The organism is Arthrobacter sp. 10N43 (assembly GCF_056394525.1).
On record NZ_JBFTIA010000003.1, the window covers coordinates 247,487 to 272,306 of the forward strand.

Annotated in this window: 24 protein-coding genes; 9 read left to right on the forward strand and 15 right to left on the reverse strand. The window is 66.8% G+C overall.

Annotated elements, in window-relative coordinates; translation table 11 throughout:
- Positions 1–150: 150 nt before the first annotated feature.
- Together AC1DDO_RS05975 and AC1DDO_RS05980 are read right to left on the reverse strand one after the other, a co-directional pair.
- A complete protein-coding gene (locus AC1DDO_RS05975) occupies positions 151–3,378 on the reverse strand; it encodes a S8 family serine peptidase (RefSeq protein WP_476867072.1) in 3,228 nt (1,075 codons plus the stop codon).
- Between the two features lie 271 nt (positions 3,379–3,649).
- Positions 3,650–3,835, reverse strand: a complete 186-nt coding sequence (locus AC1DDO_RS05980; RefSeq protein ID WP_441408052.1) for a hypothetical protein — start codon at positions 3,833–3,835, stop codon at positions 3,650–3,652.
- A gap of 296 nt (positions 3,836–4,131) precedes the next feature.
- On the opposite strand from AC1DDO_RS05980, the gene purS reads away from it, so the two are divergent.
- The 3 genes from purS to purL are packed head-to-tail and all read left to right on the forward strand — an operon-like array spanning position 4,132 to position 7,473.
- Positions 4,132–4,383, forward strand: a complete 252-nt coding sequence (gene purS / locus AC1DDO_RS05985) for a phosphoribosylformylglycinamidine synthase subunit PurS (RefSeq protein WP_011690410.1) — start codon at positions 4,132–4,134, stop codon at positions 4,381–4,383.
- A gap of 1 nt (position 4,384) precedes the next feature.
- Positions 4,385–5,143 carry a phosphoribosylformylglycinamidine synthase subunit PurQ gene (gene purQ, locus AC1DDO_RS05990; RefSeq protein ID WP_441408053.1) on the forward strand — a complete coding sequence of 253 codons (759 nt, stop codon included), beginning with the start codon at positions 4,385–4,387 and terminating at the stop codon, positions 5,141–5,143.
- Positions 5,140–7,473: a phosphoribosylformylglycinamidine synthase subunit PurL gene (gene purL, locus AC1DDO_RS05995; RefSeq protein WP_476971620.1), complete on the forward strand. Its 2,334-nt coding sequence runs from the start codon at positions 5,140–5,142 to the stop codon at positions 7,471–7,473. Before purQ ends, purL begins: the two co-directional genes overlap by 4 nt.
- Before the next feature lie 279 nt (positions 7,474–7,752).
- On the opposite strand, the gene AC1DDO_RS06000 is transcribed toward purL, so the two are convergent.
- The 7 genes from AC1DDO_RS06000 to AC1DDO_RS06030 all read right to left on the reverse strand — a co-directional run bounded on the left by AC1DDO_RS06000 (position 7,753) and on the right by AC1DDO_RS06030 (position 11,534).
- A complete protein-coding gene (locus AC1DDO_RS06000) occupies positions 7,753–7,953 on the reverse strand; it encodes a hypothetical protein (RefSeq protein ID WP_476867070.1) in 201 nt (66 codons plus the stop codon).
- 497 nt (positions 7,954–8,450) lie between these two features.
- Positions 8,451–8,744 (reverse strand): DUF503 domain-containing protein, encoded by a 294-nt coding sequence (locus AC1DDO_RS06005; protein ID WP_476867069.1) that lies wholly within the window; start codon positions 8,742–8,744, stop codon positions 8,451–8,453.
- A 135-nt stretch (positions 8,745–8,879) separates the two neighbouring features.
- The gene (locus tag AC1DDO_RS06010; protein WP_441408057.1) at positions 8,880–9,197 is read right to left on the reverse strand and encodes a putative quinol monooxygenase; all 318 of its coding nucleotides are present in this window, start codon (positions 9,195–9,197) and stop codon (positions 8,880–8,882) included.
- A 30-nt stretch (positions 9,198–9,227) separates the two neighbouring features.
- A complete protein-coding gene (locus AC1DDO_RS06015) occupies positions 9,228–9,971 on the reverse strand; it encodes a hypothetical protein (RefSeq protein WP_476867068.1) in 744 nt (247 codons plus the stop codon).
- 14 nt (positions 9,972–9,985) lie between these two features.
- Positions 9,986–10,543, reverse strand: a complete 558-nt coding sequence (locus tag AC1DDO_RS06020; protein WP_476867067.1) for a DUF1990 family protein — start codon at positions 10,541–10,543, stop codon at positions 9,986–9,988.
- Positions 10,540–10,950 carry an MmcQ/YjbR family DNA-binding protein gene (locus AC1DDO_RS06025; RefSeq protein ID WP_476867066.1) on the reverse strand — a complete coding sequence of 137 codons (411 nt, stop codon included), beginning with the start codon at positions 10,948–10,950 and terminating at the stop codon, positions 10,540–10,542. Before AC1DDO_RS06025 ends, AC1DDO_RS06020 begins: the two co-directional genes overlap by 4 nt.
- Positions 10,951–11,108: 158 nt before the next feature.
- Complete coding sequence (locus AC1DDO_RS06030) at positions 11,109–11,534, reverse strand: CoA-binding protein (protein WP_476867065.1); 426 nt, start codon at positions 11,532–11,534, stop codon at positions 11,109–11,111.
- Between the two features lie 313 nt (positions 11,535–11,847).
- Here AC1DDO_RS06030 and acs point away from each other — a divergent pair, with 313 nt between their 5' ends.
- Genes acs through AC1DDO_RS06050 form a run of 4 tightly spaced genes read left to right on the forward strand, consistent with a single transcriptional unit; the run spans position 11,848 to position 17,115 of the window.
- Positions 11,848–14,061: an acetate--CoA ligase gene (gene acs / locus AC1DDO_RS06035; protein WP_476867064.1), complete on the forward strand. Its 2,214-nt coding sequence runs from the start codon at positions 11,848–11,850 to the stop codon at positions 14,059–14,061.
- Positions 14,058–15,245, forward strand: coding sequence for a dimethylsulfone monooxygenase SfnG (sfnG, locus tag AC1DDO_RS06040; RefSeq protein ID WP_476867063.1), 1,188 nt, complete (start codon positions 14,058–14,060; stop codon positions 15,243–15,245). The genes acs and sfnG overlap by 4 nt, the downstream gene beginning before the upstream one ends.
- Positions 15,245–16,621, forward strand: coding sequence for an O-acetylhomoserine aminocarboxypropyltransferase/cysteine synthase family protein (locus AC1DDO_RS06045; RefSeq protein WP_476971621.1), 1,377 nt, complete (start codon positions 15,245–15,247; stop codon positions 16,619–16,621). Before sfnG ends, AC1DDO_RS06045 begins: the two co-directional genes overlap by 1 nt.
- The gene (locus tag AC1DDO_RS06050) at positions 16,618–17,115 is read left to right on the forward strand and encodes a CoA-binding protein (protein WP_476971622.1); all 498 of its coding nucleotides are present in this window, start codon (positions 16,618–16,620) and stop codon (positions 17,113–17,115) included. The genes AC1DDO_RS06045 and AC1DDO_RS06050 overlap by 4 nt, the downstream gene beginning before the upstream one ends.
- 48 nt (positions 17,116–17,163) lie before the next feature.
- Here AC1DDO_RS06050 and AC1DDO_RS06055 read toward each other — a convergent pair whose 3' ends face one another.
- The 3 genes from AC1DDO_RS06055 to AC1DDO_RS06065 all read right to left on the reverse strand — a co-directional run bounded on the left by AC1DDO_RS06055 (position 17,164) and on the right by AC1DDO_RS06065 (position 19,137).
- The gene (locus AC1DDO_RS06055) at positions 17,164–17,928 is read right to left on the reverse strand and encodes a hypothetical protein (RefSeq protein ID WP_476971623.1); all 765 of its coding nucleotides are present in this window, start codon (positions 17,926–17,928) and stop codon (positions 17,164–17,166) included.
- Positions 17,925–18,473, reverse strand: coding sequence for an RNA polymerase sigma factor (locus tag AC1DDO_RS06060; RefSeq protein WP_441408067.1), 549 nt, complete (start codon positions 18,471–18,473; stop codon positions 17,925–17,927). The genes AC1DDO_RS06055 and AC1DDO_RS06060 overlap by 4 nt, the downstream gene beginning before the upstream one ends.
- 130 nt (positions 18,474–18,603) lie before the next feature.
- On the reverse strand, positions 18,604–19,137 hold the full coding sequence (locus AC1DDO_RS06065; protein WP_476867059.1) for a hypothetical protein: 534 nt from the start codon (positions 19,135–19,137) through the stop codon (positions 18,604–18,606).
- Positions 19,138–19,668: 531 nt separating this feature from the next.
- On the opposite strand from AC1DDO_RS06065, the gene AC1DDO_RS06070 reads away from it, so the two are divergent.
- Positions 19,669–20,877: a DDE-type integrase/transposase/recombinase gene (locus AC1DDO_RS06070; RefSeq protein ID WP_476971624.1), complete on the forward strand. Its 1,209-nt coding sequence runs from the start codon at positions 19,669–19,671 to the stop codon at positions 20,875–20,877.
- A gap of 98 nt (positions 20,878–20,975) precedes the next feature.
- Here AC1DDO_RS06070 and AC1DDO_RS06075 read toward each other — a convergent pair whose 3' ends face one another.
- Entirely contained in the window at positions 20,976–21,986 is a 1,011-nt protein-coding gene (locus AC1DDO_RS06075; RefSeq protein WP_476867057.1) for a 1-aminocyclopropane-1-carboxylate deaminase, read from the reverse strand.
- Between the two features lie 110 nt (positions 21,987–22,096).
- Between AC1DDO_RS06075 and AC1DDO_RS06080 the strand changes: the two genes are divergently transcribed.
- Complete coding sequence (locus tag AC1DDO_RS06080) at positions 22,097–22,768, forward strand: GntR family transcriptional regulator (RefSeq protein WP_476867056.1); 672 nt, start codon at positions 22,097–22,099, stop codon at positions 22,766–22,768.
- 66 nt (positions 22,769–22,834) lie between these two features.
- Here the strand turns inward: AC1DDO_RS06080 and AC1DDO_RS06085 are convergent, their stop codons facing one another.
- On the reverse strand, positions 22,835–24,124 hold the full coding sequence (locus tag AC1DDO_RS06085; RefSeq protein WP_441408071.1) for an adenylosuccinate synthase: 1,290 nt from the start codon (positions 24,122–24,124) through the stop codon (positions 22,835–22,837).
- A gap of 197 nt (positions 24,125–24,321) precedes the next feature.
- Positions 24,322–24,657 (reverse strand): hypothetical protein, encoded by a 336-nt coding sequence (locus AC1DDO_RS06090; RefSeq protein WP_476971625.1) that lies wholly within the window; start codon positions 24,655–24,657, stop codon positions 24,322–24,324.
- Between the last annotated feature and the right edge of the window lie 163 nt (positions 24,658–24,820).

The following is a 24,820-nucleotide window of genomic DNA, read 5'->3' on the forward strand; positions in this document are numbered from 1 at the left end:
GCCGGTGCCGGTGCCAGCCGCCTGGCTTCGGCGCCCGCGCCGGCACCCGCCGCGCGGCCAAAGGCCCGCAACTTAAACGGCAACGGCCGGCGGTGGGAACCGCCGGCCGTTGCCGTTTCTTTGGTGCCTGTGTCCGTCTAAGCAGCAAACCTAGATGGAGTTGTTCGGGGTGAAGGACTGATCGCTGTTCTGGATCTTGCCCATCTCCTTCTTCACCTTCTTGCCCTTGTCCTTCTTCTCCTTGTGGCCGGTGTCGGCACCTGGGTTGTCACCCGGACCGTCGTTGCATTCCTGGTCCTCCGAGGTCGGCGGCACCACCACGGCCCCGGCCGGGGTCACCAGGACGGAGACGAACGTGGGTTCGCTGGCACCGGCGAAGGTAACGCGGCCGATGTAGGAACCGGCCGGCAGGCCCGTCCAGTTCAGCGTGACGGTGCCCGCCTTGCCGTTGTCCAACCGCAGCGGGTTCGGATTCAGCGAGGCCTTGCCCACCACCACGCCCAGCACGGCCGAGTCCACCGAGGCCTTCGTGGCCTGGTTGTTCGGGCTGGCGTACAGGTTTGCGTAGATCGTGTATTCGCCCGGCGAGGGGTTGGGGATGGATACCGATTCGCTGGCCGACGACGTTGCGACCGTCAGCGGGCCGTCCGGGGTCATGACATACATGTCGAAGTCAGCGTTGGGGTCCGCGGAAATGACCGAGAACTTCGCCAGCGGCGATCCTGCCGGGACCTGGACCGTCTTGACGACGTTCGAGGCATCCGTGCCGCCCGTGAACGGCCCCGGGACGAGCTCGACGGCGGTGGAGTCGGCCTTCGACAGGCCGTCGAGGGTCAGCTGGACAGGCGAGTTGGTCCCGGAGACCACCTTGATGGCGCCGGATCCGTTGCCGCCCTGGGAGGTAAAGGCAACATCGGGCAGGGCCACGACCGACTGCGGACGGACCGCGATCGGCGACGCCACGTTCTTGTTGGCGCCCTGCCACGTCAGCGAACCGGTCGCGAACTTGCCCAGCGGTGCGCCCTGGTTCTCAAAGGAGACCTTGAACGTGCGCTTTTCGCCCGCGGCGTTGAAGTTCAGCACGCTCGGGGTCACGTTGACCTTGATACCCGGAACGTTGAACTTGGCCCGGTAGACCCCGGGAGTCAGCGCAGTCACCGTTCGGGTGACCTCGATCTTCCCGGTCAGGTTACCCAGAGCGAAGGACGGGAGGTTCATGTCCCGCGGCTTGGTGGTGCCGATGCCCGGGATTCCGAGGTCGATACCGGTGCCCTGGATGAACGCCAGATAGTCATCCGTGGTGGCGTCGTAGACCAGGCCCGGATCCAGCACGCGTGCCGGGTCCACCTGGCCCGCACCGGTGGCGAAGACATCGGTGTTCTTCGACCCGTCGGCGTTCTTGACGTCGCTCGTGGTGGTCATCATCGCGGACTTGACCGTGGCCGGGGACCACTTGGGGTTCTTCCCCAGGATCAGTGCGCCGAAGCCGGCTACATGCGGAGATGCCATGGAGGTGCCGGAGAGGAACCCGAAGTTGTCCCCTCCGGTGCCGATCGGCGAAACGCCGGCCAGCACAGCCACGCCGGGGGCGGCGACGTCGGGCTTGAGGAGGTCCGAGCCGGCGGCCAGCAGCGGGCCGCGGGAGGAGAACCCGGCGATCTGCGGCTGCGCCTCGAGGGGCAGGCCCGTGGTGTCCTTGTTCACCAGCGACACGGTGATGGCCGGGTTGGCGGTGACCTTGGCCTTGATGGCCTCGGTGGCGGGCGGGTTCACGTGCACGGTGGGCACCGAGTGCTTGTCCGTGTCTAGGGAGGATGCGGTGAGGTTGACCAGGATCATGCCTACGCCTCCGCCTCGCTTGACCTCGGCGCTCTTTTCGACGCGGTCAACTACCCCGCGGTCACAGACCACCACCTTGCCGGCGATCTTGGCCGGGTCCAGCGTGCCGTTGCCGCACAGGGCCGGGTTGGCGCTCCCGGCGGCTCCCACGTTGGCTGCCAGCACGACGCCGGCGTTGGTGACCTGGCTGTTCATGATGCTGGCGCCGCGGTACTTGCTGCCGTCGGAGAACTCGGCCGTGCCCTGCAGCTCCTGCGAGAAGCTGGTGGCGGCGACCGTGGTCAGCCACGGGGCGCCGTGGTTCACGGTCCCGGCCGTCGGGCCGGAGTTGCCGGCGGAAACGGCCACGAAGACGCCGGCCGAGGCTGCGGACAGGAACGCCATGGACACTGGGTCGGTGGTGGTGTCCGTGGCGCCGGAGATGGAGTAGTTCAGGACGTCCACGCCGTCCTGGACGGCCTGGTTAATGGCGTCGACGGATGCTGAGGAGTAGCAGCCGCCGGTGTTGGGATCGTTATCTTCCCAGCAGACCTTGTAGATGGCCAGCTTTGCGGCCGGCGCCATGCCGCTGGTCTTACCGAAACTGCGGCCGTCAACCACGGGTTCGACGTTGGCGTTGCCGGCAGCCGTGCTGGCAGTGTGGGTGCCGTGGCTGGCGGCGTCGACCGGTGACAGCCGCTCACCCGGGGCCCAGTTTTCCGGCGGGACAGTGGCGGCGAAGTCCTCGCCGAAGTAACGGGCGCTCAGGACCTTGGAGTTGCAGGCGGTGCCGTCGAAGTCGGTGCCGGCCTGGCACTCGCCCTTGAACAGCTCGCCGTCGGCTTTGAGCATCTCGATCTTGCCGTCCGCCGTGCGGTAGGGAACGCCGACGACGGGGTCACCGGTGAGCGGCTTGACCTCCTGGCCGGCGAAGAAGGCGCTGGACGGGGTGTAGCCGGTATCGATGACACCCACCACGACGCCCTTGCCGGCCGCGTCCTGGCCGCCGAACTTCGTGTTCCAGGTGCCGTTGGGCCCGCTGAGCTTCAGGAAGTCGGTGCTGGAGTAGTCCGGTGCGTTCTCGGTGTCCGGCGCGACCACTAGGACGGAGGGGTCCTTGGCCAGCTTAATGGCCTGGTCCGCGGTCAGCTTGGCGCTGAAGCCGTTGAGGGCTGCAGTGAACTGGCGCTGGATCTTGACGCCTTGCTGGCCCGCTACTTGGGCCTGCTTCTGTTCCAGGTGCGTCTTGTACTGCTTGACCTCGGCCCTGTTGGCGTCGAGCTTCTTGCCGGCCGCGGGCTTCGTCGCCGGCATGCCGGCGGTCCCGCCGTCGTAGGTTGCGGACGGCTTTTCCGCAAGAACCACAATGTAGCGGCCGTCCTTGTAAGTGTTTGGATCAACATTCTTCTGTGCCACACCGGCCGCGGCCGGGCCTTGTGCGGGGGCCGCGTTGGCGGGGGCGATCGCGATGCTGGACAGAAGAACCGGCAAGCCCAGGGTCAGTGCCGCGGCCCTCCTGAGTCCCCCGCTTCGAAGGAAGCTCTTTCCTGGTGATGTCACGAGTGATGAACCTTTCGTAAAGGAACGGCCCGGCTGCGACACCGGGCCCTACGGACTGGCGGGACGCCGGGCGATCGCCCGGCCTGCCCCGACGGATACCAGCCGATTCATACAGTACAGACTGAGAGCTGGATATGACATACACCACAAGAAGGTATTTAAAATTTGTCATGCGACACGACATGATGCGATGGCGGGCCTGCTGAACTGCGTCAAACGCAACTTCCGGCCGGCACGGGCGCGCACGAACTGCGTCGCCTCGGGGTCCGGCCTACTGGCGCGGCGTGCGGACCACGTCGCTGATCCAGGCCCGGGTCTTCTCGTCCACGGGACCCGCCACGTTGGTCGCCCTCGCTGCACGGTCGGCCCGGATCTTCTGCAGGACCATCCGGGCAAGGCCGGCGAACACTGCAACGGCCACAACAGACAGCACCACGGATTTCGGTTTCTCAGCCATGCGCACATCCTACTGACCTGCGGCAGCACCGACCATAGGCCGGCGCCGTCCCCGGCGGCCGTCCCACGTTGGCGTTTACCGACGTCGCGAACGGCTTTTCCCGACGTCAAAGACCTGCCGGCGGGGCTCCGTTCACACTCCCGGGGCCGAATGCGGCCGGACGCACAGCGCCCGGTAGAATGGGCATGCAAGCTCGCGGAGCGCCCTTTCACGCTGTATTCACCAACAGCGGATCGGCGTGAGACGGCATCACTCCGCTGCGCCCTTACCCAATGCTCACGCACAGGAGTTGCCGGATGCCCCGGATCGTTGTCGACGTCATGCCCAAGCCCGAGATTCTGGACCCGCAGGGGAAGGCCATCGTCGGTGCGCTGCCCCGGCTGGGCTTCACCGCTTTCAGCTCTGTCCGACAGGGCAAGCGCTTCGAACTCACGGTTGACGGCGAGGTGACCGAGGAGATCCTGGCCCAGGCCCGCAACGCCGCGGAGACCCTGCTGTCCAACCCGGTCATCGAAGACGTCGTCAACGTCGAGGTCGTTGAGGCCTGAGATGACTGAACTCCCTCTGATCGGCGAAGCCATCGCCGTCGCGGCCAACCCCCGGCTGGCCGGTGCGAAGATCGGCGTGGTCACCTTCCCCGGGACGCTGGATGACCGCGACGCCGCCCGCGCGGTCCGCCTCGCCGGTGCCACCCCCGTAGAACTCTGGCACGCCGACTCCACCTTGGGTGACGTTGACGCCGTCGTGATCCCCGGCGGTTTCTCCTACGGTGACTACCTCCGGGCCGGCGCCATCGCCCGCTTCGCGCCGCTGATGTCCAAGATCATCGACGCCGCCAATTCTGACGCCAGGCTTCCCGTCCTCGGCATCTGCAACGGCTTCCAGATCCTCACCGAGTCGCACCTGCTGCCCGGCTCGATGATCAAGAACGATCACCTGAAATTCATGTGCCGCGACCAGGTCCTGCGCGTGGAAAACAACACGACGGACTGGACCGGGGACTACGCCGCCGGCCAGGAAATCACCGTGCCGCTGAAGAACCAGGACGGCCAGTACATCGCCGACGAGAAGACCTTGGACGCCCTCGAGGCGGAAGGCCGCGTCGTGTTCCGCTACGTCGGCTTCAACCCGAATGGCTCCCGCCGGGACATCGCCGGCATCTCCAACGCCGCAGGCAACGTGGTGGGCCTCATGCCGCACCCCGAGCACGCCGTGGAGGCCGGCTTCGGCCCCGAACTCGGCGCCGGCACCGAGGGCCTCGGTTTCTTCACCTCTGTCCTGAACAAAATCGTGGGAGGCAACAAATGACGGAGACACCCGCAGTGGCGGCGCCCGCGGAGACCGCCCGTAAGTTCAACATCGACACCGTCGAGAACGCGGCCAAGACGCCGGACACCGAACTCCCCTGGGCCGAACTGGGCCTGAAGCAGAACGAGTTCGACGAGGTCGTGAAGGTCCTGGGCCGCCGCCCCACCGGCGCCGAGCTCGCCATGTACTCGGTGATGTGGAGCGAACACTGCTCCTACAAGTCCTCCAAGAACCACCTGCGCCAGTTCGGCGACAAGGTGACCGAGGAAATGAAGAAGGACATGCTCGTGGGCATCGGCGAAAACGCCGGTGTCACCAACCTTGGCGACGGCTGGGCCGTGACGTTCAAGATCGAGTCCCACAACTCGCCCTCGTTCGTGGAGCCCTACCAGGGCGCCGCAACCGGCATCGGCGGCATTGTCCGCGACATCATCTCCATGGGTGCCCGCCCGGTGGCCGTGATGGACCCGCTGCGCTTCGGCGCCATCGACCACCCGGACACCGCCCGCGTCATGCACGGCGCGGTCGCCGGCATCGGCGGCTACGGCAACTCCCTGGGCCTGCCGAACATCGGCGGCGAGATGGTCTTCGACTCCGTCTACCAGGGCAACCCGCTGGTCAACGCGCTGGCCGTCGGCGTGATGCGCCACGAGGACATCCGCCTCGCCAACGCCTCCGGCAAGGGCAACAAAGTCGTGCTGTTCGGTGCCCGCACCGGCGGCGACGGCATCGGCGGCGCCTCCGTGCTGGCCTCGGAGTCCTTCGATGACACCAAGCCGTCCAAGCGCCCCGCCGTCCAGGTGGGCGACCCCTTCGCCGAGAAGGTCCTGATCGAGTGCTGCCTGGAGCTGTTCAAGGGTTCTCTCGTTGAGGGCATCCAGGACCTGGGCGCCGCGGGCATCTCCTGCGCCACGTCCGAGCTCGCCTCCAACGGCGACGGCGGCATGGAAGTCGAACTGACCTCCGTCCTGCTCCGGGACCCCACCCTGACCCCGGGCGAAATCCTGATGTCCGAGTCGCAGGAACGCATGATGGCCGTGGTCACCCCGGAGAACATCGCCGCGTTCGAGGCCGTCATGGACAAGTGGGCCGTGGAGTACTCCTGGCTCGGCGAGGTCACCGACACCGGCCGCCTGATCATCACGTGGGAAGGCGACGTGATCGTCGACGTCGACCCGCGCACCGTGGCCCACGACGGTCCGGTCTACGACCGCCCGTACGCCCGCCCCGAATGGCAGGACGCAGTCCAGGCCGACTCCTTCACCGGCTCCGTGCAGGACACCGGCCGCCCCTCCGCCCCCGCGGACCTGGCCGCAGCCATCACCGAGCTCGTCGCGTCGCCGAACATGTGCGACAAGTCCTGGATCACCAAGCAGTACGACCGCTACGTCGGCGGCAACACCGCCATGGCGTTCCCGGACGACGCCGGTGTGGTCCGGGTGGACGAGGAAACCGGCTTGGGCGTGGCCCTGGCCACGGACGCCAACGGCCGCTACACCTACCTCGACCCGTACCACGGCGCGCAGCTCGCGCTGGCCGAGGCCTACCGCAACGTCGCCACCTCCGGCGCCGTGCCGATGGCCGTCAGCGACTGCTTGAACTTCGGCTCCCCCGAGGATGCGGACGTCATGTGGCAGCTGGCCGAAGCCATCCGGGGCCTGTCCGACGCCTGCATGGTGCTGGGCATCCCGGTCACCGGCGGCAACGTCTCGCTGTACAACCAGACCGGGACCACTCCCATCCACCCCTCCCCGGTGGTGGCTGTGCTGGGCAAGTTCGACGACGTCGCCCGCCGCACGCCGTCGGGCTGGAAGGAAGACGGCCAGGCCATCTACCTCCTGGGCACGACGGCGGCGGAGCTGGATGGTTCGGAATGGTCCAACATGCGCGGACACCTCGGCGGCCTGCCGCCCAAGGTTGACCTCGAAGCCGAGCGCGAACTGGGGCAGATCCTGATCAACGCCTCCCGCGACGGCATGGTGGACTCCGCGCACGACCTCTCCGAAGGCGGCCTCGCCGCGGCCCTCGTGGAGTCGTCCCTGCGCTACGGCGTGGGTGCCCGGATCGCGTTGCAGGACGTCCTGGACCGCGACGGTGTGGACCTCTTCACGGCGCTGTTCTCCGAGACCCAGGGCCGCGCCGTCGTCGCGGTGCCCCGTTCGGAGGAAATCCGCTTCACGGACATGTGCACCGCCCGCGGCTTCGCGCACATCCGGATCGGCGTGGTGGACGCTGAGGGCGGCACGCTGGAGATCAACGGCGTCGAGACCATGAACCTCGATGCCCTCCGCGAAGCCCACGAGGCGACTCTGCCGAAGTACTTCGGCTAGGGCTTCCATCGGTTGCTCCGTAGCTGCCCTTTTGAACCCTCAAAACGGCAGTTGCGGAGCAATCGTTCGTTAACGGCCGGGCCGCCAGCCCGCCTGCACGAGCGCGGCGCGGATCTTGGCCAGCGCGGCCCGGGCGTCATCGTGCATGTGCCGCTTGGAAATACGGACCTCGGTCCAACCCAGTGCCGTGTACTTTTCCGAACGGGCGATGTCCCTGACTATCTGGCCCTCGTCTCCGTGTTGTTCGCCCTCGTACTCGACGCCGATCCTGTACCTGCGCTAGGACCTCTGCAGATCCTGGAGGCTGCAGAGCGGCACATCCCTGCCCTCGAACTCAGGCCGAGGCACCCGGACGCAGCTGTCGCCGGCCACCACTAGTTCGTCCACAGTCAGTATTTCGGCCAGGTCCAGCCAGGTTCGCTCCGGGGTGGTGATGGGAATCCCGTCCAGCAACGTGACCTCGTCGTCGTAGAGCTTCATCCGGTGAACCTGGACATGTGGTCGGTTGAGATGGGCCGCGCCCTCGGGCCTGATCACGTGGTACATCGGCAGAGCCCCCTTCTGTTGCCGCACCGGAAGCGAACCAAGCTCCGCCGCGGTGAAGTGCGACGCGGCGCATCGCTCATTGACCTCAATGAAAGGCCGCACCCTGACACTCAAAGGGAGCCCCGGCGTCGGGCTTTGCACACGGATTCCCCTGCCGAGAGTTTTCACGGAACGGTGCCGCAGCCGCTTCAGCGACACTCCTGCATGTGCGGCCTCCACAACAGTGAAGGGACGGCCCTCGAATTCCTGCGGGAGTGGGCGCGCGGTCTTCATGGCTTCGTGAGAGCAGATCGGCGCGCCGCCCGCAGAAGTTATCCACAATACCCATCGGTTGCTCCGTAACTGCCCTTTTGAGCCCTCAAAACGGCAGCTACGGAGCAATCGACAGGGGGTGAAGGGTAAGAGAGCACCCGGTGAGGGGATGGGGGTGTTTAGTCGTCGCTGCGGAGCTCCCGCTGCCGGGCGCTGAGGAGTTCGAGCTCAGGCAGGGCAGCGACGAAGCGTTCGACGGCGGTGAGCACCTCCACGAGATGCGCCCGGTCTGCCGCCACGAGGGCGGCGCCCAGCTGCGTGCGCCGGTACTGCTCGTGGTCCCCGACCTCGGCCACGGAGACATCGAAGCGGCGCTTGAGCTCAGCCAGCAGCGGCCGCACCACGGAGCGCTTCTCCTTGAGGCTGTGAACGTCGCCCAGAAGGATGTCGAACTCGATCCACCCGATCCACATGCCCTTAGCCTATCGATTGCTCCGCAGACGCCCTTTTGAGGGCTCAAAAGGGCCGGGGCCCACGCCGGCAGGGTTCCCTGGCCGAGCTTGCGAGGCGAGGGAACCGGTGGGGAGCAATCGACGGGGTGAGCGGGGTTAGATGGTGAGTTCGCCCATGCGGTCCCAGCCCTCGCCGTCGAGCTGGCGGCTGATGATCTGCGGCGTCTCGGCCAGCGCCTGCGGCATGTCTTCCATGGCCTTCTTGAAGTGTGCGCTGTTGACGTGGTCACCGGCTGCGTCGTCCTTGAAGGCCTCCACGAGCACGAACTCGTTGGGGTCCTCCACGCTGCGCGACCAGTCGAACCACAGGTTGCCGGGTTCCTGGCGCGTGGCCCGGGTGAAGTCCTCCACCAGGCCCAGCCACTGATCGGACCAGTCCGGTTTTACCTTGAACTTGACGACAATGAAGATCACGGGGCGTTGCCTTTCGTTGGGTGCGGTCGGTCAGTCGATTGTTTCACCGGGCACTGCAGCGGCCGGCGCATCAGCCCGCGAAGCGGCCGGCGCAGCAGCCGGCGCATCAGCCGGAGCGGCGGCCGGTCCGGCAGGCGCGGATGCGGCGCCGGCACTGGCCGAGAGCGAGTGCTCGCACTCGGCGATCGCCTCCCGGGCCCACTCCTGCTGCCGGGGCGTGCCGACGCGTTCCGCCCACTGCTCGGCGAGCTGGAACTCCACCAGCGCCTCGGTGAAACGCCCGGCCTCATGCAGCGTCCAGCCGAGGTTGTTGTGCAGCGAGACCATCCAGCGCTTGGTCCGCGGATCATGGACCGTGGAGGCGTACTCCAGGGCGCTCCGCGTCCACGAGGCGGCGTGGGCGGAGTCGGCGATCGCCAGCATGTGCAGCGCATCAACGGCAAGGAATTCCTCGCTGAGGTGGTCGGCCAGTTCCGCGGCCTGCTCAAAGAGGGGCACGGCCATCGCCGGATGGCCGCTGGAATTCAGCAGGCGGCCGCGTTCCAGCAGCACCCGGACGGCGACGGTGGGCTCGTCGGCATCGATTGAATCCAGCAGGGCATCGGCTTCCTCGTAGCGGCCCTGCAGTCCGATGGCCCGCCCCAGCTGGGTGGCGAGCTCGGCCTGTTCGTCGGCGTCGTAGTTTTCATCTGCCGCTGCGGCCCGGAAGCGGGTTTCGGATCCGGCGGGGTCCTCGAAGTTCCACAGTTGGTCAAGGGTTTTCTGTTCCAGCATGTACGTTCTCCTGATCAGCTTTCACCTGCGGCGAGTTGACGTGCCCCTTCAATGTATCGGGAAGTGACGTGCCGCTGCGCCGCCCGGGCCACGAGGCCGCCGGCGGTGTAGAACCAGTTGGAGTGCCGGCTGAAGGCCGTGATGCTCAGGAAGACCCGCCCCGCGGCATCGATCGCCACTTCAAACGCCTCTTCGCCGCGCTCCGGATGGCCCGGCAGGGTGCCGTATCCGAAGCCTGCGCTTTGCGGCCCGGCGCCGGGCACCGGCTGGTGCACCCACACCACCTCGCAGGGCGCGTTGATCCGGAAGGGCCCGACGCCGAATCCGCTCACCACCCGCGCCCCGGGCACGACGGCGTCGGAGTCGGTGCGGACGCGCAGCCCGGAGCGCTTCTGGAGCTCCCAGGCAAGGATTCCCTGCGCCACCCGCCGATACGTGTCCGGCCCGTCGCCGAGGTAGGCCCGGGACACCAGGCACGGGAATCCTTCCGGTGCGTGGCCGTGCTCGGTGGAGCCAATGCCCGGATAGTTCAGTGTTCCCCGCGCGATGCGGCCGGCGGGGTTGCCGCTCATGCCTGCCCGCCCCGGGCGAGCCCTGCCCAGCCCAGCTGCTCCCGCTGCTTTTGGCTGAGTGAGGCCACCACGAGGTCGTAGGAGTCCTCCACCATGTCCTTGATCATGTCATCGGGCAGGGAGCCGTCCAGCCGGACCCCGTTCCAGTGCCTTTTGTTCATGTGCCAGGCGCCGGTGATTTCCGGATGGATGGCGCGCAGCTGTTCGGCCAGGGCCGGATCGCATTTCAGGCTCACGGACCAGTTTTCCGGGTCCATGGCGGAAGCCGCGAACATCTTGGCGTCCTGCCGCGCGCCGCCCGCGACGGCGGCCCGCACTTTGAAGACGGAGGTCTCCGGGCCGAAGGGAAAGTCCTCAAAGGCGCCGGGGAAGCTCAGGCAGATCCCGCGGAGGGTGGCAACGTCCATGGCACGAGCCTATCCGGCTACGGCCTGAGCTCGCCCTGGCCTGCCCGGCAGTCCGGGCGTCGCCGATGCTGTGCAGCCCTTCCGGGGTGGTGCCGTTGACTTCGTAGTCGCCCACGGTGCGGGCCCGCAAAATCTGTTAATCCGTGATCCTTGGGCCGCTAGATGCCCACCCGCCACCCTTCGCGGGCGGGGCACTCGTTCACCACGACGTCCAGCCCGGCGGCCTTGGCGCGGTCCGTTGCGGCGTCGTCGAAGACGCCCAGTTGCAGCCAGACGGCCTTGGCGCCGATGGCGATGGCCTCGTCGATGACGGCCCCCACTTTATGGGAGTTGACGAAGCAGTCCACGACGTCGATCGGATGCTTTCCCGCCGGGATGTCCGCCAGGGAGCGGTATCCCTTCTCCCCGTGGACGTCGTCGCCGGGGAGGTTGACCGGAATGATTTCCATGCCCATTTTGTCCCGGATGTACAGGGAGACTTCGTATGCGGAGCGCCATTCATTGGTGGTGAGGCCGACCACCGCCCATGTGCCTTTGGTTCGCATGAGGCGGTCAATGACTGCCGGATCGTTAACGTAGGCCATGCATCCACCTTACTCCTGCAACCATTCCGGACAATGATCGAATAAATGACTGATTCCACGGCCTGCACCGATGCGGTGAACGAATATTACAGCGCTGGTGGAGCGGATTTTGTGAAATCCTGCATTTGACGTTCTAGTAGGTAGGGACCATCCCGAGCGGCCAAGAGACCTGGATCGATGAAGCCGCAGCAACCCCGGGTGACGTGGGACGACCATTCCCACGCCACTGTTCCTCACCATTCGGTCGACCCGCTCTTTCGATGGAGCTGGAGGAACCCAGGGTGCTACTGCCAGGACCGATGGAGTGCCAAAAATGACCCCTGAGAATTCTTCCGCCTTGCCCACGATTGTCCGGACTGCGTCCGAGGCAACCCCACAAACCTCTTCGGACGCGACGGCGATCGAAGCAGGGCTGCGTGACGCGCCCGGCTCCTCTCGCGGCTCGTCGGGATGGTCCCTGACCGAGCCCACGGACGGCGCAGTGCACGGCGTCCCCACCGACGGACCGGCGCGTCACCGCAGCACCACCCCCCGCCACAGCGGCACAGCCACCGCAGGAACCGTCCAGGCAGAGACGGTTGCGTTCTGGGAAGAACAGGCCCTCCGCCTCGACTGGGCGGACGCTCCCGGCGGCCCGACCGCCGGCAGCCCCGCATACAACGGCAAGCCCTGGCACGACGCGCACCGGCGCGTCCCGGCCGACGTCGAGGCCGGCATCGGCCCGCAGATCACCTGGTTCGAGGGCGGCAGGCTCAATGTCGCCTACAACTGCGTCGACCGCCATGTAGCGGCGGGGCGCGGGGACAAGGTGGCCCTGCACTTCGAGGGCGAGCCCGGCGACCGCCGTGCCGTCACTTACGCCGAACTCCAGCGCGAGGTGTCCAAAGCCGCCAACGCCCTCCTGGACCTGGGCATCACCAAGGGCGACCGCGTGGTCATCTACCTCCCGGTTATCCCCGAAACCGTGATCATCACCCTCGCCGTGGCCCGCATCGGCGCCGTCCACTCCCTGGTTTTCGGCGGCTTCTCCGCCGAGGCCCTGAAGTTCCGGGTGGAGGACACCGGCGCCAAGCTCCTGGTCACCACCGACGGACAGTTCCGCCGCGGCACCGCCGTGCCGGTCAAGGACAACGCGGACGCCGCCGTCTCCGGCGAGAACGCGATCGAGCACGTCCTGGTGGTCAACAGGACCACCCCGGCCGAGGACCTCGGCACCGTCCCGATGACCGCGGGCCGCGATCTCTGGTGGCACGACGCCGTCGGGATCGCCTCCGACGTCCACGAAGCCGAAGCGTTCGACGCCGAGACGCCGCTGTTCATCATGTACACCTCCGGCACCACCGGTAAGCCCAAGGGCCTGGTCCACACCTCCGGCGGCTACCTCACGCAGGCGTCCTGGAGCTTCGAGCACCTGTTCAGCAACCCCGACCCCGCGCTCCGGGACAAGGACGTGCACTGGTGCACGGCCGATCTCGCCTGGGTCACCGCGCACACCTACGAGCTCTACGGCCCGCTCTCCAACGGCGCCACGCAGGTCATCTTCGAGGGCACGCCGAACACCCCGCACCCGGGCCGGCACTTCGAAATCATCGAACGCTACGGGGTCACGCAGTACTACACGGCGCCCACCCTGGTCCGATCCCTCATGGGCTGGTTCCCCGACGGCGTCCCGGACACGTACGACTTCTCCTCCATCCGCCTCCTCGGCACTGTGGGCGAGGCCATCAACCCGGAGGCCTGGCGCTGGTTCCGGGCTAACATCGGCTCTGGCACCGCCCCGGTGGTGGACACCTGGTGGCAGTCCGAAACCGGCGCCACCATCCTCTCCCCCGCCCCGACGGACACCGCGTTCAAGCCCGGCTGCGCCGCCCGCCCGCTGCCCGGCGTCAGCACCCGCATCGTGGACGAGGCCGGCAATACGGTTCCGCCGGGTGTCCAGGGCTTCATCGTGGTGGACTCCCCCGGCCCCGCGATCGCCCGCACGGTCTGGGGCAACCCGCGGCGCTACTTCGATTCCTACTGGCGCCAGTACGCCGAACAGGGCTGGTTCCTCGCCGGTGACGGCGCGAAGTATGACGACGACGGCGACATCTGGATCCTCGGGAGGGTGGACGACACGCTCAATGTCTCCGGACACCTGCTCTCCACGATCGAGATCGAATCGGCGCTCGTCTCCCACCCGGATGTGGTGGAGGCCGGGGTCTGCCCGGTCGCGGACGCCACGACAGGCCACGCGATCGTCGCATTCGTGGTGCTGAAAAATTCGGCGGACACCCCTGATATCCACGGCGCTCTCAAGGCCCACGTCGCCAAGCAGATCGGCCCCATCGCGAAACCGCGCGACGTCGTCGTCGTTCCCGATGTGCCCAAGACGCGCAGCGGCAAGATCATGCGCCGGCTGCTGACCCAGTTGTTCGAAGGAACCACGCTCGGGGACACCACGTCGCTCCAGAACGAACCATCCATCGCGGGCATCCAGAATGTGCTGCGCACCCGAAATGCCCCGGAAGTAAAGGACCTTTCATGACTGAAATCAGCAACGTCGCCCGGCTTTCCGAACCGCTCAAGTTCGCCTACTGGGTTCCCAACGTCTCCGGCGGCCTGGTGGTTTCCACCATCGAGCAGCGCACCTCCTGGGACTTCGACTACAACAAGAAGCTGGCCCGGATCGCGGAAAACTCCGGCTTCGAATACGCCCTGACCCAGACCCGCTACGCCGCCTCCTACGGCGCGGACAAGCAGCACGAGGCCACCTCGTTCAGCCTGGCGCTCTTGGCCGCCACCGAGCGCCTCAAGGTGATTTCCGCCGTCCACCCGGGCATGTGGCACCCCGGCGTCCTGGCGAAGTTCATCATCACCGCTGACCACATCTCCAACGGCCGCGCCGCTGTGAACATCGTCTCCGGCTGGCTCAAGGCGGAGTTTGAGAACTTCGGCCTCGAATGGCTCGAGCACGACGAGCGCTATGTCCGCACCGAGGAATTCATCAAGGTCCTCCGCGGGCTCTGGACCGAGCAGGAATACAGCCAGTCCGGCAAGTACTACAACATCTCCGACTTCACCCTGAGCCCGGCCCCGGTGGACGTGCCGGGCCGGGCCCACCCGGAGATTTTCTTCGGCGGAAACTCCACGGCCGCGCAGGCCACCGCCGGCCGCGTGGCCGACTGGTACTTCTCCAACGGCAAGGACCTCGAAGGGTTCAAGGACAACATCGCCGGGGTTGTCGCCGCGGCAGGAGGAAACGGACGCGAGGGTTCACTGCCCGCCCCCAGGTTCGGCCTCAACGGCTTCGTCATCGCCCGCGACTCGGAGAAGGAAGCCCGCGACACCCTCCGCGAGATCGTCGAAAAGGCGCATAAGCCCGCCGTCGAGGGTTTCCGCGCCGCCGTACAGGAAGCCGGAGCCTCCACCAAGGACGGCAAGGGCATGTGGGCCGACTCGAGCTTCGAGGACCTGGTCCAGTACAACGACGGCTTCAAGACCCAGCTGATCGGCACCCCGGAGCAGATCGCCGAGCGGATCGTTGAATACAAGAAGATCGGCGTGAACCTGTTCCTCACCGGATACCTGCACTTCCAGGAGGAAGTCGCCGCGTTCGGCCAGGACGTCCTGCCGATCGTCCGCGAACTCGAGGCGGACCTGGCCCGCAAGAACGGTACCGAGCTGGACCTGTCCCAGACCCCGGTGGCAAACGTTGAGGTGGCCGCCTGATGGCTGACCGCAAGTTCGGTTTCCGCACCCGCGCGCTGCACGCCGGCGGCACCCCCGACGCCGAGCACGGCGCGCGTGCCGTGCCGATCTACCAGACGACGTCGTTCGTGTTCAAGGACACCCAGGACGCCGCGAACCTGTTCGCGCTGCAGAAGTACGGCAACATCTATTCCCGGATCGGCAACCCCACCGTGGCCGCGTTCGAGGAGCGCATCGCGTCCCTGGAGGGCGGCATCGGCGCCGTGGCCACGTCCTCGGGCATGGCCGCGGAGTTCATCACCTTCGCCGCGCTGACCCAGGCCGGGGACCACATCGTCGCCGCCTCCCAGCTCTACGGCGGCACGGTCACCCAGCTCGACGTCACGCTGCGCCGTTTCGGCGTGGACACCACGTTCGTCGCGGGCACCGACCCGGTGGACTACGCCGCCGCAGTCCGGGAAAACACTAAAGCGATCTTCGTCGAGGTGGTGGCCAACCCGTCCTCGGAGGTCCAGGACCTGGCGGGACTCGCCAAAGTCGCGCACGACGCCGGCATCCCCCTTGTCGTCGACGCCACCTTGAGCACGCCGTACCTTGTGCGCCCAATCGAACACGGTGCAGACATCGTGATCCACTCCGCCACGAAATTCCTCGGCGGCCACGGCACCACCCTGGGCGGGGTGATCGTGGAGAGCGGCCGCTTCGACTGGGGCAACGGCAAGTTCCCCACCATGACCGAGCCCGTGGCCTCCTACGGGAACGTGTCCTGGTGGGGGAACTTCGGCGAATACGGCTTCCTGACCAAGCTGCGTTGCGAGCAGCTGCGTGACATCGGCCCGGCGCTCTCGCCGCAGTCGGCCTTCCAGCTGCTGCAGGGCGTCGAAACGCTCCCCCAGCGGCTGGACGAGCACCTGAAGAACGCGCAGGCCGTCGCCGAATGGCTGGAAGCGGACGAGCGCGTGGCCTACGTGAACTTCTCCGGACTGCCCTCGCACCCGCATTACGAGCGGGCGCAGAAGTACCTGCCGCTGGGCCCCGGATCGGTGTTCTCCTTCGGCGTGAAGGGCGGCCGTGCCGCGGGCCAGAAGTTCATCGAAGCCCTGCAGCTGGCCTCACACCTGGCCAACGTAGGCGATTCCCGGACCCTGGTGATCCACCCCGGCTCCACCACCCACCAGCAGCTCAGCCCCGAGCAGCTGGAGTCCGCCGGCGTCCCCGAGGACCTGGTCCGCATCTCCGTGGGCCTCGAGGACATCGACGACATCCTCTGGGACCTGGACCAGGCGCTGGACGCGGCCAACCTGGAAGCCGTCGAAACCGACCTGGAGGCCGACGCGGAAGCCTTGTCAGCCGGCCCGGATGAAGCAGCCGCCTGCACGATCGGAGCACGCTCATGAGCACGGAAGAGACCAGGACCTGGGCCGGCCCCTCGGCGCCGGAGCGGCTGAACCTGCTGCGGCGGGCGAAATCGATCGCGATTGTGGGCGCCTCGGACAAGCCGTCGCGCGCGAGCTACTTCGTAGCCACCTACCTGCAGTCCTCAACGCGGTACAAGGTCTATTTCGTGAATCCCGTGGTGAAGGAAATCCTGGGCCAGCCGACGTATGCGTCCCTGGCGGACCTGCCCGAAACCCCGGACATCGTGGACGTGTTCCGCAAGCACGATGACCTGCCAGGTGTCCTGGACGAGGCCATCGCGGCCGGCGCCAAGACGCTGTGGCTGCAATTGGGCTCGTGGCATGAGGACGTTGCCAAGGAGGCCGAAGCCGCCGGACTCGACGTCGTGATGGACCGCTGCGTGAAGATTGAGCATGCCCGTTTCCACGGCGGCCTGCACCTGGCCGGCTTCGACACCGGCGTCATCTCCTCCAAGCGGCAGGTCCTGGCCTAACAACAGTTGGCCGACAGCCACAGAGGCAACCAACCCGCCGTTGCGCTATCACTTAGGGTCGTTCCCAGCGCTGGGAACGACCCTAAGTGATAGCGTCGGCAGCCCCGGCGCGCTGGGCCTTTGGCCGGGTGTCGGCAGAATGCCACCGCGGCCGACGGCGGGCGGCGCGGCCGGGGGCGTGTGGCCGGCTGCCGCGGAGCCCGGCTGGCTTGAGCTGCTTGGCGATGATGTCCCCGTAGGCGCGGCGCCGGGCGCCACGTCACGGTACGTTGGGCCTGGCGCGGGAAGGACCGGGACCGATGACGGCGACGGCCGGACGGGTTCCGGGGCTGGAGTGGCGTGACCCGCGGGTTGGAAGATGACGCCGACGGTCTGGCTGACGCTGTGCCGGAAATCCTCGCTGGATGCCGCCACGGCTCCGGCTCCCAGGCTCATCGCACCGATCACGGCGCCGCCCACGATTGCCAGCCGGCGCTTCCGGCCGCGGCGCTCGGCGAGGCTGGTGACACCTGCCGGCAGCACTTCGTTGGCTTCAGGGTCGGAATCCGTCGCGGAAACGACAGTGGGCAGCGCCTTCGTCGCAGACACGACAGCGGGCAGCGCCGTCGTCGCGGCTGAGTCAGGGGCGGCGGGGGCGGCTGCGCCGGCGGCGAGCAGGGCCGCGAGATCGGCGCGGAGGGCGGGAGCCTCATCCGGGACCACGGCGCGGAGCTCTTCCAGCGCGCTCCGGAGCTCGGCCGCGGATTCGAGGCCGGAGTCGCTCAGCATCGCCTGGATGCTGCCATCCTCCTGGGGATCGCGGGTGCCGGTCATGATGCTGCGTGGTCCTTTTCGGTTACGAGTTCGCGCAGGGCACTGAGCCCGCGGCGCTGAAGCTGCTTGATGGCACCAGGGGTCTTGTCCATGATGCCGGCCACCTGTTCGATGGAGAGGTCCGCGACGATGCGCAGGACCAGCACTTCCCGTTGCTCCTCATTGAGCCTCGCGAGAGTGGCAGAGATGCCGCCCAGGGATCCGAGCGCCTCGTCCTCGGCGGATGCCGAATAACGCGCGTCGTTCAGGGGGTCGTATTCGGCCAGATGCGGCGTGCGCTCCGCGCGCCGCCGGTAGTCGACCAGCCGCGCATGGGCCACCGAGAAAATAAATGTCCGCAGACCCGCGTGGCCGCCGCTGACGCCGGCCAGTTTCGGCAGGACGTCTACGAACACGTCTTGGGTCAGGGCCTCGGCGTCGTCCACGCCCCGGGCCCGGAAATAGCCCAGGACGGCTGGGGAAATAGCCACGTAGACCGCACTGAACCCTGATGGGTCACCAGCTAAAGCGGCTGACAAGTCGTCGTCGCTTAGCTGCTGTGCCAAGAGGCTGTCCTTCCGTTACTACTGGGGTGCGGCCCCCCGCAAGTCTAGCGGCCGCACCCCCGAGCCCTTCAAAATCAGGGCTCCTTCCTTCCTTGCGGACCCGTGCCGGGTCCAGGCTGAACAGCCGGAATTACTGGTCGTGCTGGGGCAGATCGACGGACGGCTTGGCCGGGACGGCCGGGGTCGCCGGAACGGCCGTGGTTGCCGGCACGCCGTTGGCGCCCGGGACCGCGGGGACGGCCGGGGTGGCCGGAACTGCAGCCTTGACGTTGGCCTTGGCGCGTGCCTCGCCGGCAGCACCCTTGACGCTGGCATCGCCCTTGACGGTGGCGCCGTCCTGGTCTGCGTCGACGGAGCCTTCGCCGGCACCCTTGGTACCGTCGACGTCGGCGTCGCCCTTGGCGGAGCCGTCGCCCTTGGTGACGTCGTCAGTGGACGGCGCAGCCGGAACGGCGGGCACGGCCGGAACAGCGGGCTTGGCCGGGAGCTTGGGAGTGGCGGGCACAGCCGGGGTTGCCGGCGTGGCGGGCGTAGCGTGGTTCACTTCGGACTGCTGGGAGCCGGACATCTGGGCCGCGTTGGCCAGTCCGATGCCGGAGAAGCCTCCGACTGCCAGGATTGCGGCGCCGACAGCGATCTTTGTGGTCTTGCTAACACTCTTCATGACAGAAATACATCCTTTGTTTTTTGGGTGGAACGCGGGCTGAAGCCGCATGGGGGCCGTCGACAGCCCGCTCTCGCCATAGAAGGCTGGCCGGCGCCCGATGGGGGCGGGCGCCGGCAAGCGTTTACGGTAAAGGGCCGACCGGAGACCAGATGGGGGGAAGGCGCCGGTCGGCGCTTACGGTGGAAGGCCAGCCGGTGTCTGGTGGGGGGTCCGAACTCCGGCGGCGCTTACAAAGAGGTAATCGCTGGGCGAGCCCGAAAGGTTACGCACCAATCGGAAATTTCTTGATTTTCTTTTTTGAGCCCGGCTTTGCGGGCTTAACGACGACGGCGGCGGGCCCCCCTTGCAAGGGAACCCGCCGCCGTCGTGCGCCGCTACCGCCCACCCGTTGCCCTATCACTTAGGGCTGTTCTGAAGCACTCAGAACAGCTGTGGAGTCTCATGACTTAATGGACGTTTCTGTCTCAAGAGATCGTGGACAGTGTGTCTCAGGACATCGTGGACACCCGGACCGGTTTTGCTCGGAACATGAGCAGAATGCAGCCCGATATCAAGATCCGGCACTTGGTGGCGACATGGCCTGAGGACGCTGAGAGGGGTGCGGTCACACAGTTCTGCCGGCGTCACAAGGTGTCCCGGGCCTGGTTTTACAAGATCCGGGCCGCGGCTGCGGCGGTGGGGCCGATCAAAGCCATGGAAACGGCCTCGACCAGGCCGGTGACCAGCCCGGCCCAGATCGATGCCTCGTTGGCGCAGCTGGCTCTTGCCACCAGGGAGTCCCTCAAGAGCCTCGGCTATGACCACGGACCGCTGAGCGTCGCGGCCAGACTGCGACGCCAAGGGGTCCAACCGCCATCACGTGCCACCCTGGCCCGGATCTTCACCCGGGCCGGGGTCGTGGTCCCGGAACCGAGGAAGAAACCGCGCAGCGCCTACCAAAGATTCGTCTATCCGGAACCCAACGGATGCTGGCAGATCGACTCCACGCAGTGGCTGCTGGCCGGCGGAACCAAGGTGGCCATTTTCCAGCTCATCGATGATCATTCCCGCCTGGCACTGGCATCCCTGGTCGCCGACGCGGAGACATCCGAGGCGGCCATCCGGGTGGTGCGGATGGCTATCGATCGCCACGGAGTGCCCCAGAAGTTCCTGTCGGACAACGGGGCAGCGTTCAATCCCACACGGATGGGCCGCACCGGGGCCCTGGTGGAATACCTCAAAACCCTGGGCGTCGTGCCGATCACCGGCAAACCCTACAAGCCCACCACCCAGGGCAAGAACGAACGCTTCCACCGGACCCTGCACACCTACCTGAACCGCCATACCCACGCCGGGACCATCGCGGAACTACAGGCCCGTGTCGATGCCTTCGACACGTACTACAACACCGAGCGTGAACACCAGGCACTGCCGCCCGGCACGACCCCGGCCGAAGCCTGGAACGCCACCGCGACAGCCCTGCCGCCCGAGCCCCCTGCCCCCGAAACCCGCAAACCCACACCCCGCCAGAGCGTGCAACGAAAAGTAGGGCGTCAGGGCGAAGTCACCGTTATCGGCATGCACTTCTACATCGGCACGAACCACGCAGGAGAACAGGTCCACGTCCTCCACGACGAGGAAACCATCATGTTCTTCGACGCACGGGGAACCGAAATCACCAGCCACCCCCGCCCGCCCAAAGGAACCGTCTACATCGGACGCAACGGCCCCACCAAGCACCCGTCCACGAAGTCCTGAGACATCAACCGTCTACGAAGTCCTGAGACATGAAGTGTCCACAAGGTCATGAGACATGACACGCACTCAGAACGACCCTAAGTGAGCGCAACAGCTCTTTAGGAGCGGAAGAGCCCGCTGTAGGCATTGAGGGCGATCTGCCCGCCCAGGTGGGCATAAAGAACGTTGCTGCCGGCCGGAATCTCCCGGCTTTTCACGAGGTCGATCAGCCCGGCCAGGGACTTGCCCTCGTAGACGGGGTCGGTGATCATGGCCTCGAGCGAGGCGCCCAGGCGGATGGCTTCCAGGGTGGAATCCACCGGGATTCCGTAGAGGTCCCCGGCCCAACCCTCCATGACGTTGATTTCATCGTCGCGGAGCTCCCTGCCCACGCCGATCAGCTCGGCCGTGTTCCGGGCAATGCGCTCAACCTGGTCGTGGGTCTTCGCCAGGGTGGCCGAGGCATCGATGCCGATCACGCGGCGCGGTTTGTCCTGGCCGGCAAAACCGGCGATCATTCCGGCGTGGGTGGACCCGGTGACGGTGCAGACCACGATCGTGTCGAAGAAGATGCCAAGTTCCCGCTCCTGCTCTTGCACCTCGTAGGCCCAGTTGGCGAAGCCCAGGCCGCCGAGCCGGTGGTCGGACCCGCCCGCGGGGATCGCGTACGGCTTCCCGCCGGCGGCCTTGACCTCCTCGATCGCGTTCTCCCAGCTGCTGCGGATGCCGATGTCAAAGCCCGCGCTGTCCAGCCGGACATCGGCACCCATGATGCGCGAGAGCAGGATGTTGCCCACACGGTCGGACAGCGGGTCCGGCCAGTCGACCCAGTTTTCCTGGACCAAGCGGGCCTTGAGGCCGAGTTTCGCCGCCACCGCGGCGACCTGGCGGGTGTGGTTGGACTGGTAGCCACCAATGGAGACCAGCGTGTCCGCGCCCTGCGCCAGGGCCTCCGGGACGAAGTACTCCAACTTGCGGGTCTTGTTGCCGCCAAACGCGAGACCACTGTTGACGTCCTCCCGTTTCGCCCAGATCTGCGCTCCGCCCAGGTGCGCGCTGAGCCGCGGCAGCGGGTGGACGGGGCTCGGTCCAAACATCAGGGGGTAGCGCTCAAAATCGGTGATGGCCATCGACAGTCCTTCGCTCGCGGTGGGAACGGCTTTCTAAACGTGCAGAATGCAATATATTGCATTCTCCGACATCGGCTCCGGAAGGACAAGAGCGATATACGATATGTTGCATGCCCGTACCCCCGCTCTCCGGAGTCCATAAGCGGCCGCTGCTGCGGGACAACGTCTTTGACTCGATCCGGAACGCGATTGTGGACGGCACCTTCGAGCCCGGCGAACGGCTGAAAGACACAGAGCTGGAGGCCTGGCTGGGCGTGAGCCGGACACCGATCCGGGAGGCGCTGCTCCGGCTGGAACGGGCAGGCCTGGTCATCGCGTTGCCCGGCAAGGCGACCATCGTGGCCCCCTACGACCAGGCGTCCACCCTCAGCACGCAGCAGGTGGTCGCCGGGCTGCACGAGCTGGCCGCGCGCCTGGCCGTCCCGGTCCTGGCCAAGGAACACCTCGACGCGATGACCCAGGCCAACGCGCGGTTCGAACAGGCCCTACGGGACGCCGACGTGGAGTCGGCGCTCGAGGCCGATGACGATTTTCACGCCGTCTTTGTCACGGCCGGCGGCAACCTCGTGCTTAGGGAACTCCTGGAACAGACCACCCCCGTCCTGCGCCGCGTGGAGCGGATGCGCTTCGGCTCCTTTGCCGCCCGGGAATCGGTGGCGCAGCACGCCGAAATCATCCGACTCGCCCGCCTGGGTGACACCGAAGCCACCGCCAGGGCCTGCCGGGAGAATTGGCTGTCGCTGCGTTTCACGTCCGCGGAGCAGCCCGGCATAGGAACTTAACTGCGACGGCGGCGGGCCGCCCCGTCCAGGGTGGCCCGCCGCCGTCGTAAGCCCGTCAGTGGGGCGCTAGTCGTTGATGAGGTCGTTGACCACTATCGTCTGGTCGCGGTCCGGGCCGACGCCGATCGCGGAGAACCGGGTGCCGGAGAGCTTTTCCAGGGCCAGGACGTAGTTCCGGGCGTTTTCCGGCAGGTCCTCCAGGGTGCGGGCGCCCGTAATGTCCTCGGTCCAGCCGTCGAAGAACTCGAAGATCGGCTTGGCATGGTGGAACTCGGTCTGGGTCATGGGCATTTCGTCGTGCCGCACGCCGTCGACGTCGTAGGCCACGCAGACCGGGATCTGCTCGATTCCGGTGAGGACGTCCAGCTTGGTGACGAAGTAGTCCGTGAAGCCGTTGACGCGGGAGGCGTGGCGGGCCAGGACGGCGTCGTACCAGCCGCAGCGGCGGGGACGGCCGGTGTTGACACCGAATTCGCCGCCGGTCTTCTGCAGGTACATGCCCATCTCATCGAACAGTTCCGTGGGGAACGGCCCGGCTCCCACGCGGGTGGTGTAGGCCTTGATGATGCCGATGGAGCGCGAGATCCGGGTGGGGCCGATGCCCGAGCCCACGGACGCGCCGCCGGCGGTCGGGTTCGAGGACGTCACGAAGGGGTACGTGCCGTGGTCGACGTCCAGGAACGTGGCCTGGCCGCCCTCCATGAGGACCACCTTGCCCTCGTCCAGGGCGGTGTTCAGGACATAGGTGCTGTCGATGACCAGCGGGCGCAGACGCTCGGCGAAGGACAGGAAGTACTCCACGATCTCGTCCACCTCGATGTCGCGGCGGTTGTAGACCTTGACCAGCAGTTCGTTCTTCTGGCGCAGCGAGCCTTCCACCTTCTGGCGCAGGATCGAGGCGTCGAAGACGTCCTGGACGCGGATGCCCAGGCGTGCCACCTTGTCCATGTAGGCCGGGCCGATGCCGCGTCCGGTGGTGCCGATGGCGCGGCTGCCGAGGAACCGCTCGGTGACCTTGTCCAGGACCTGGTGGTAGGGCGCCACGAGGTGCGCGTTGGCGGAGACGCGCAGCTTGGAGGTGTCCGCGCCGCGGGCTTCCAGTCCGTCGATCTCCTGGAACAGGGCTTCCAGGTTCACCACGCAGCCGTTGCCGATGATCGGAATCGCGTTCGGGCTCAGGATGCCGGCCGGAAGGAGCTTGAGCTCATACTTCTCACCGCCTACGACGACGGTGTGCCCGGCGTTGTTGCCGCCGTTGGGCTTGACGACGTAGTCGACGCGGCCACCAAGCAGGTCAGTGGCCTTACCTTTGCCTTCGTCGCCCCATTGGGCTCCGACGATCACGATTGCTGGCATGGGATCCTCCCCCATTCGTTCGGGCCGAGCTCTGGTTGATGCACCAGGTGATCACCGCAGCTCAGCGCCGTTCATGAGAATGCCCCGAATCTACCGCTGTGCTCTTTACCAACGCCAGAGTTCCGGGGCTCTTACCACCCAAGTTTAGCCGAAATTGGTGGCCGATATCGTTTTTGGTCCTTGTGTGGACGCGGCGGCTAGCCCGCGGTGAACGCCAAGGCGGCTTCCGCGAGCGATGGCCACGCCCCCGCCGACGCCGCCGGCACTTCCACCCAGTCCTTGAAGGGCCGGCCCATGCCAGAGGGATCGAAGAGCCGCGCGCCCGGGAGTTCGAGGGCGCCGGTGTGATCCGGCGAATCCCTGCCCAGCTTGAAGGCCATCGCGTCTCCGTTGAGGCAGGCCATGGCCTTCTTGTTGACCATCAGGGCCCGGGCGCCAAAGGTCTGGCCCAGGGCTGCTCCCGCGCCGGCCAGGTCTGCGGCCACGCCTTCGAAGGCGTCGACGGCGGCAGCGGAGGATTCGGTCTTCTTCATAGCTGCATCATCCACCCAGGTCGCGGCCGCCACATAGCGGGCATGACTTGCGGGCGCCACTTGCAAGAGCAGCCAGTGTGGAATTGAGTGGGAGTAACCATCCCGAGCGGCCGAGGGACCTGGACCGTTGACGCCGGAGCAACCCTGCCGGACACGGCCCGCT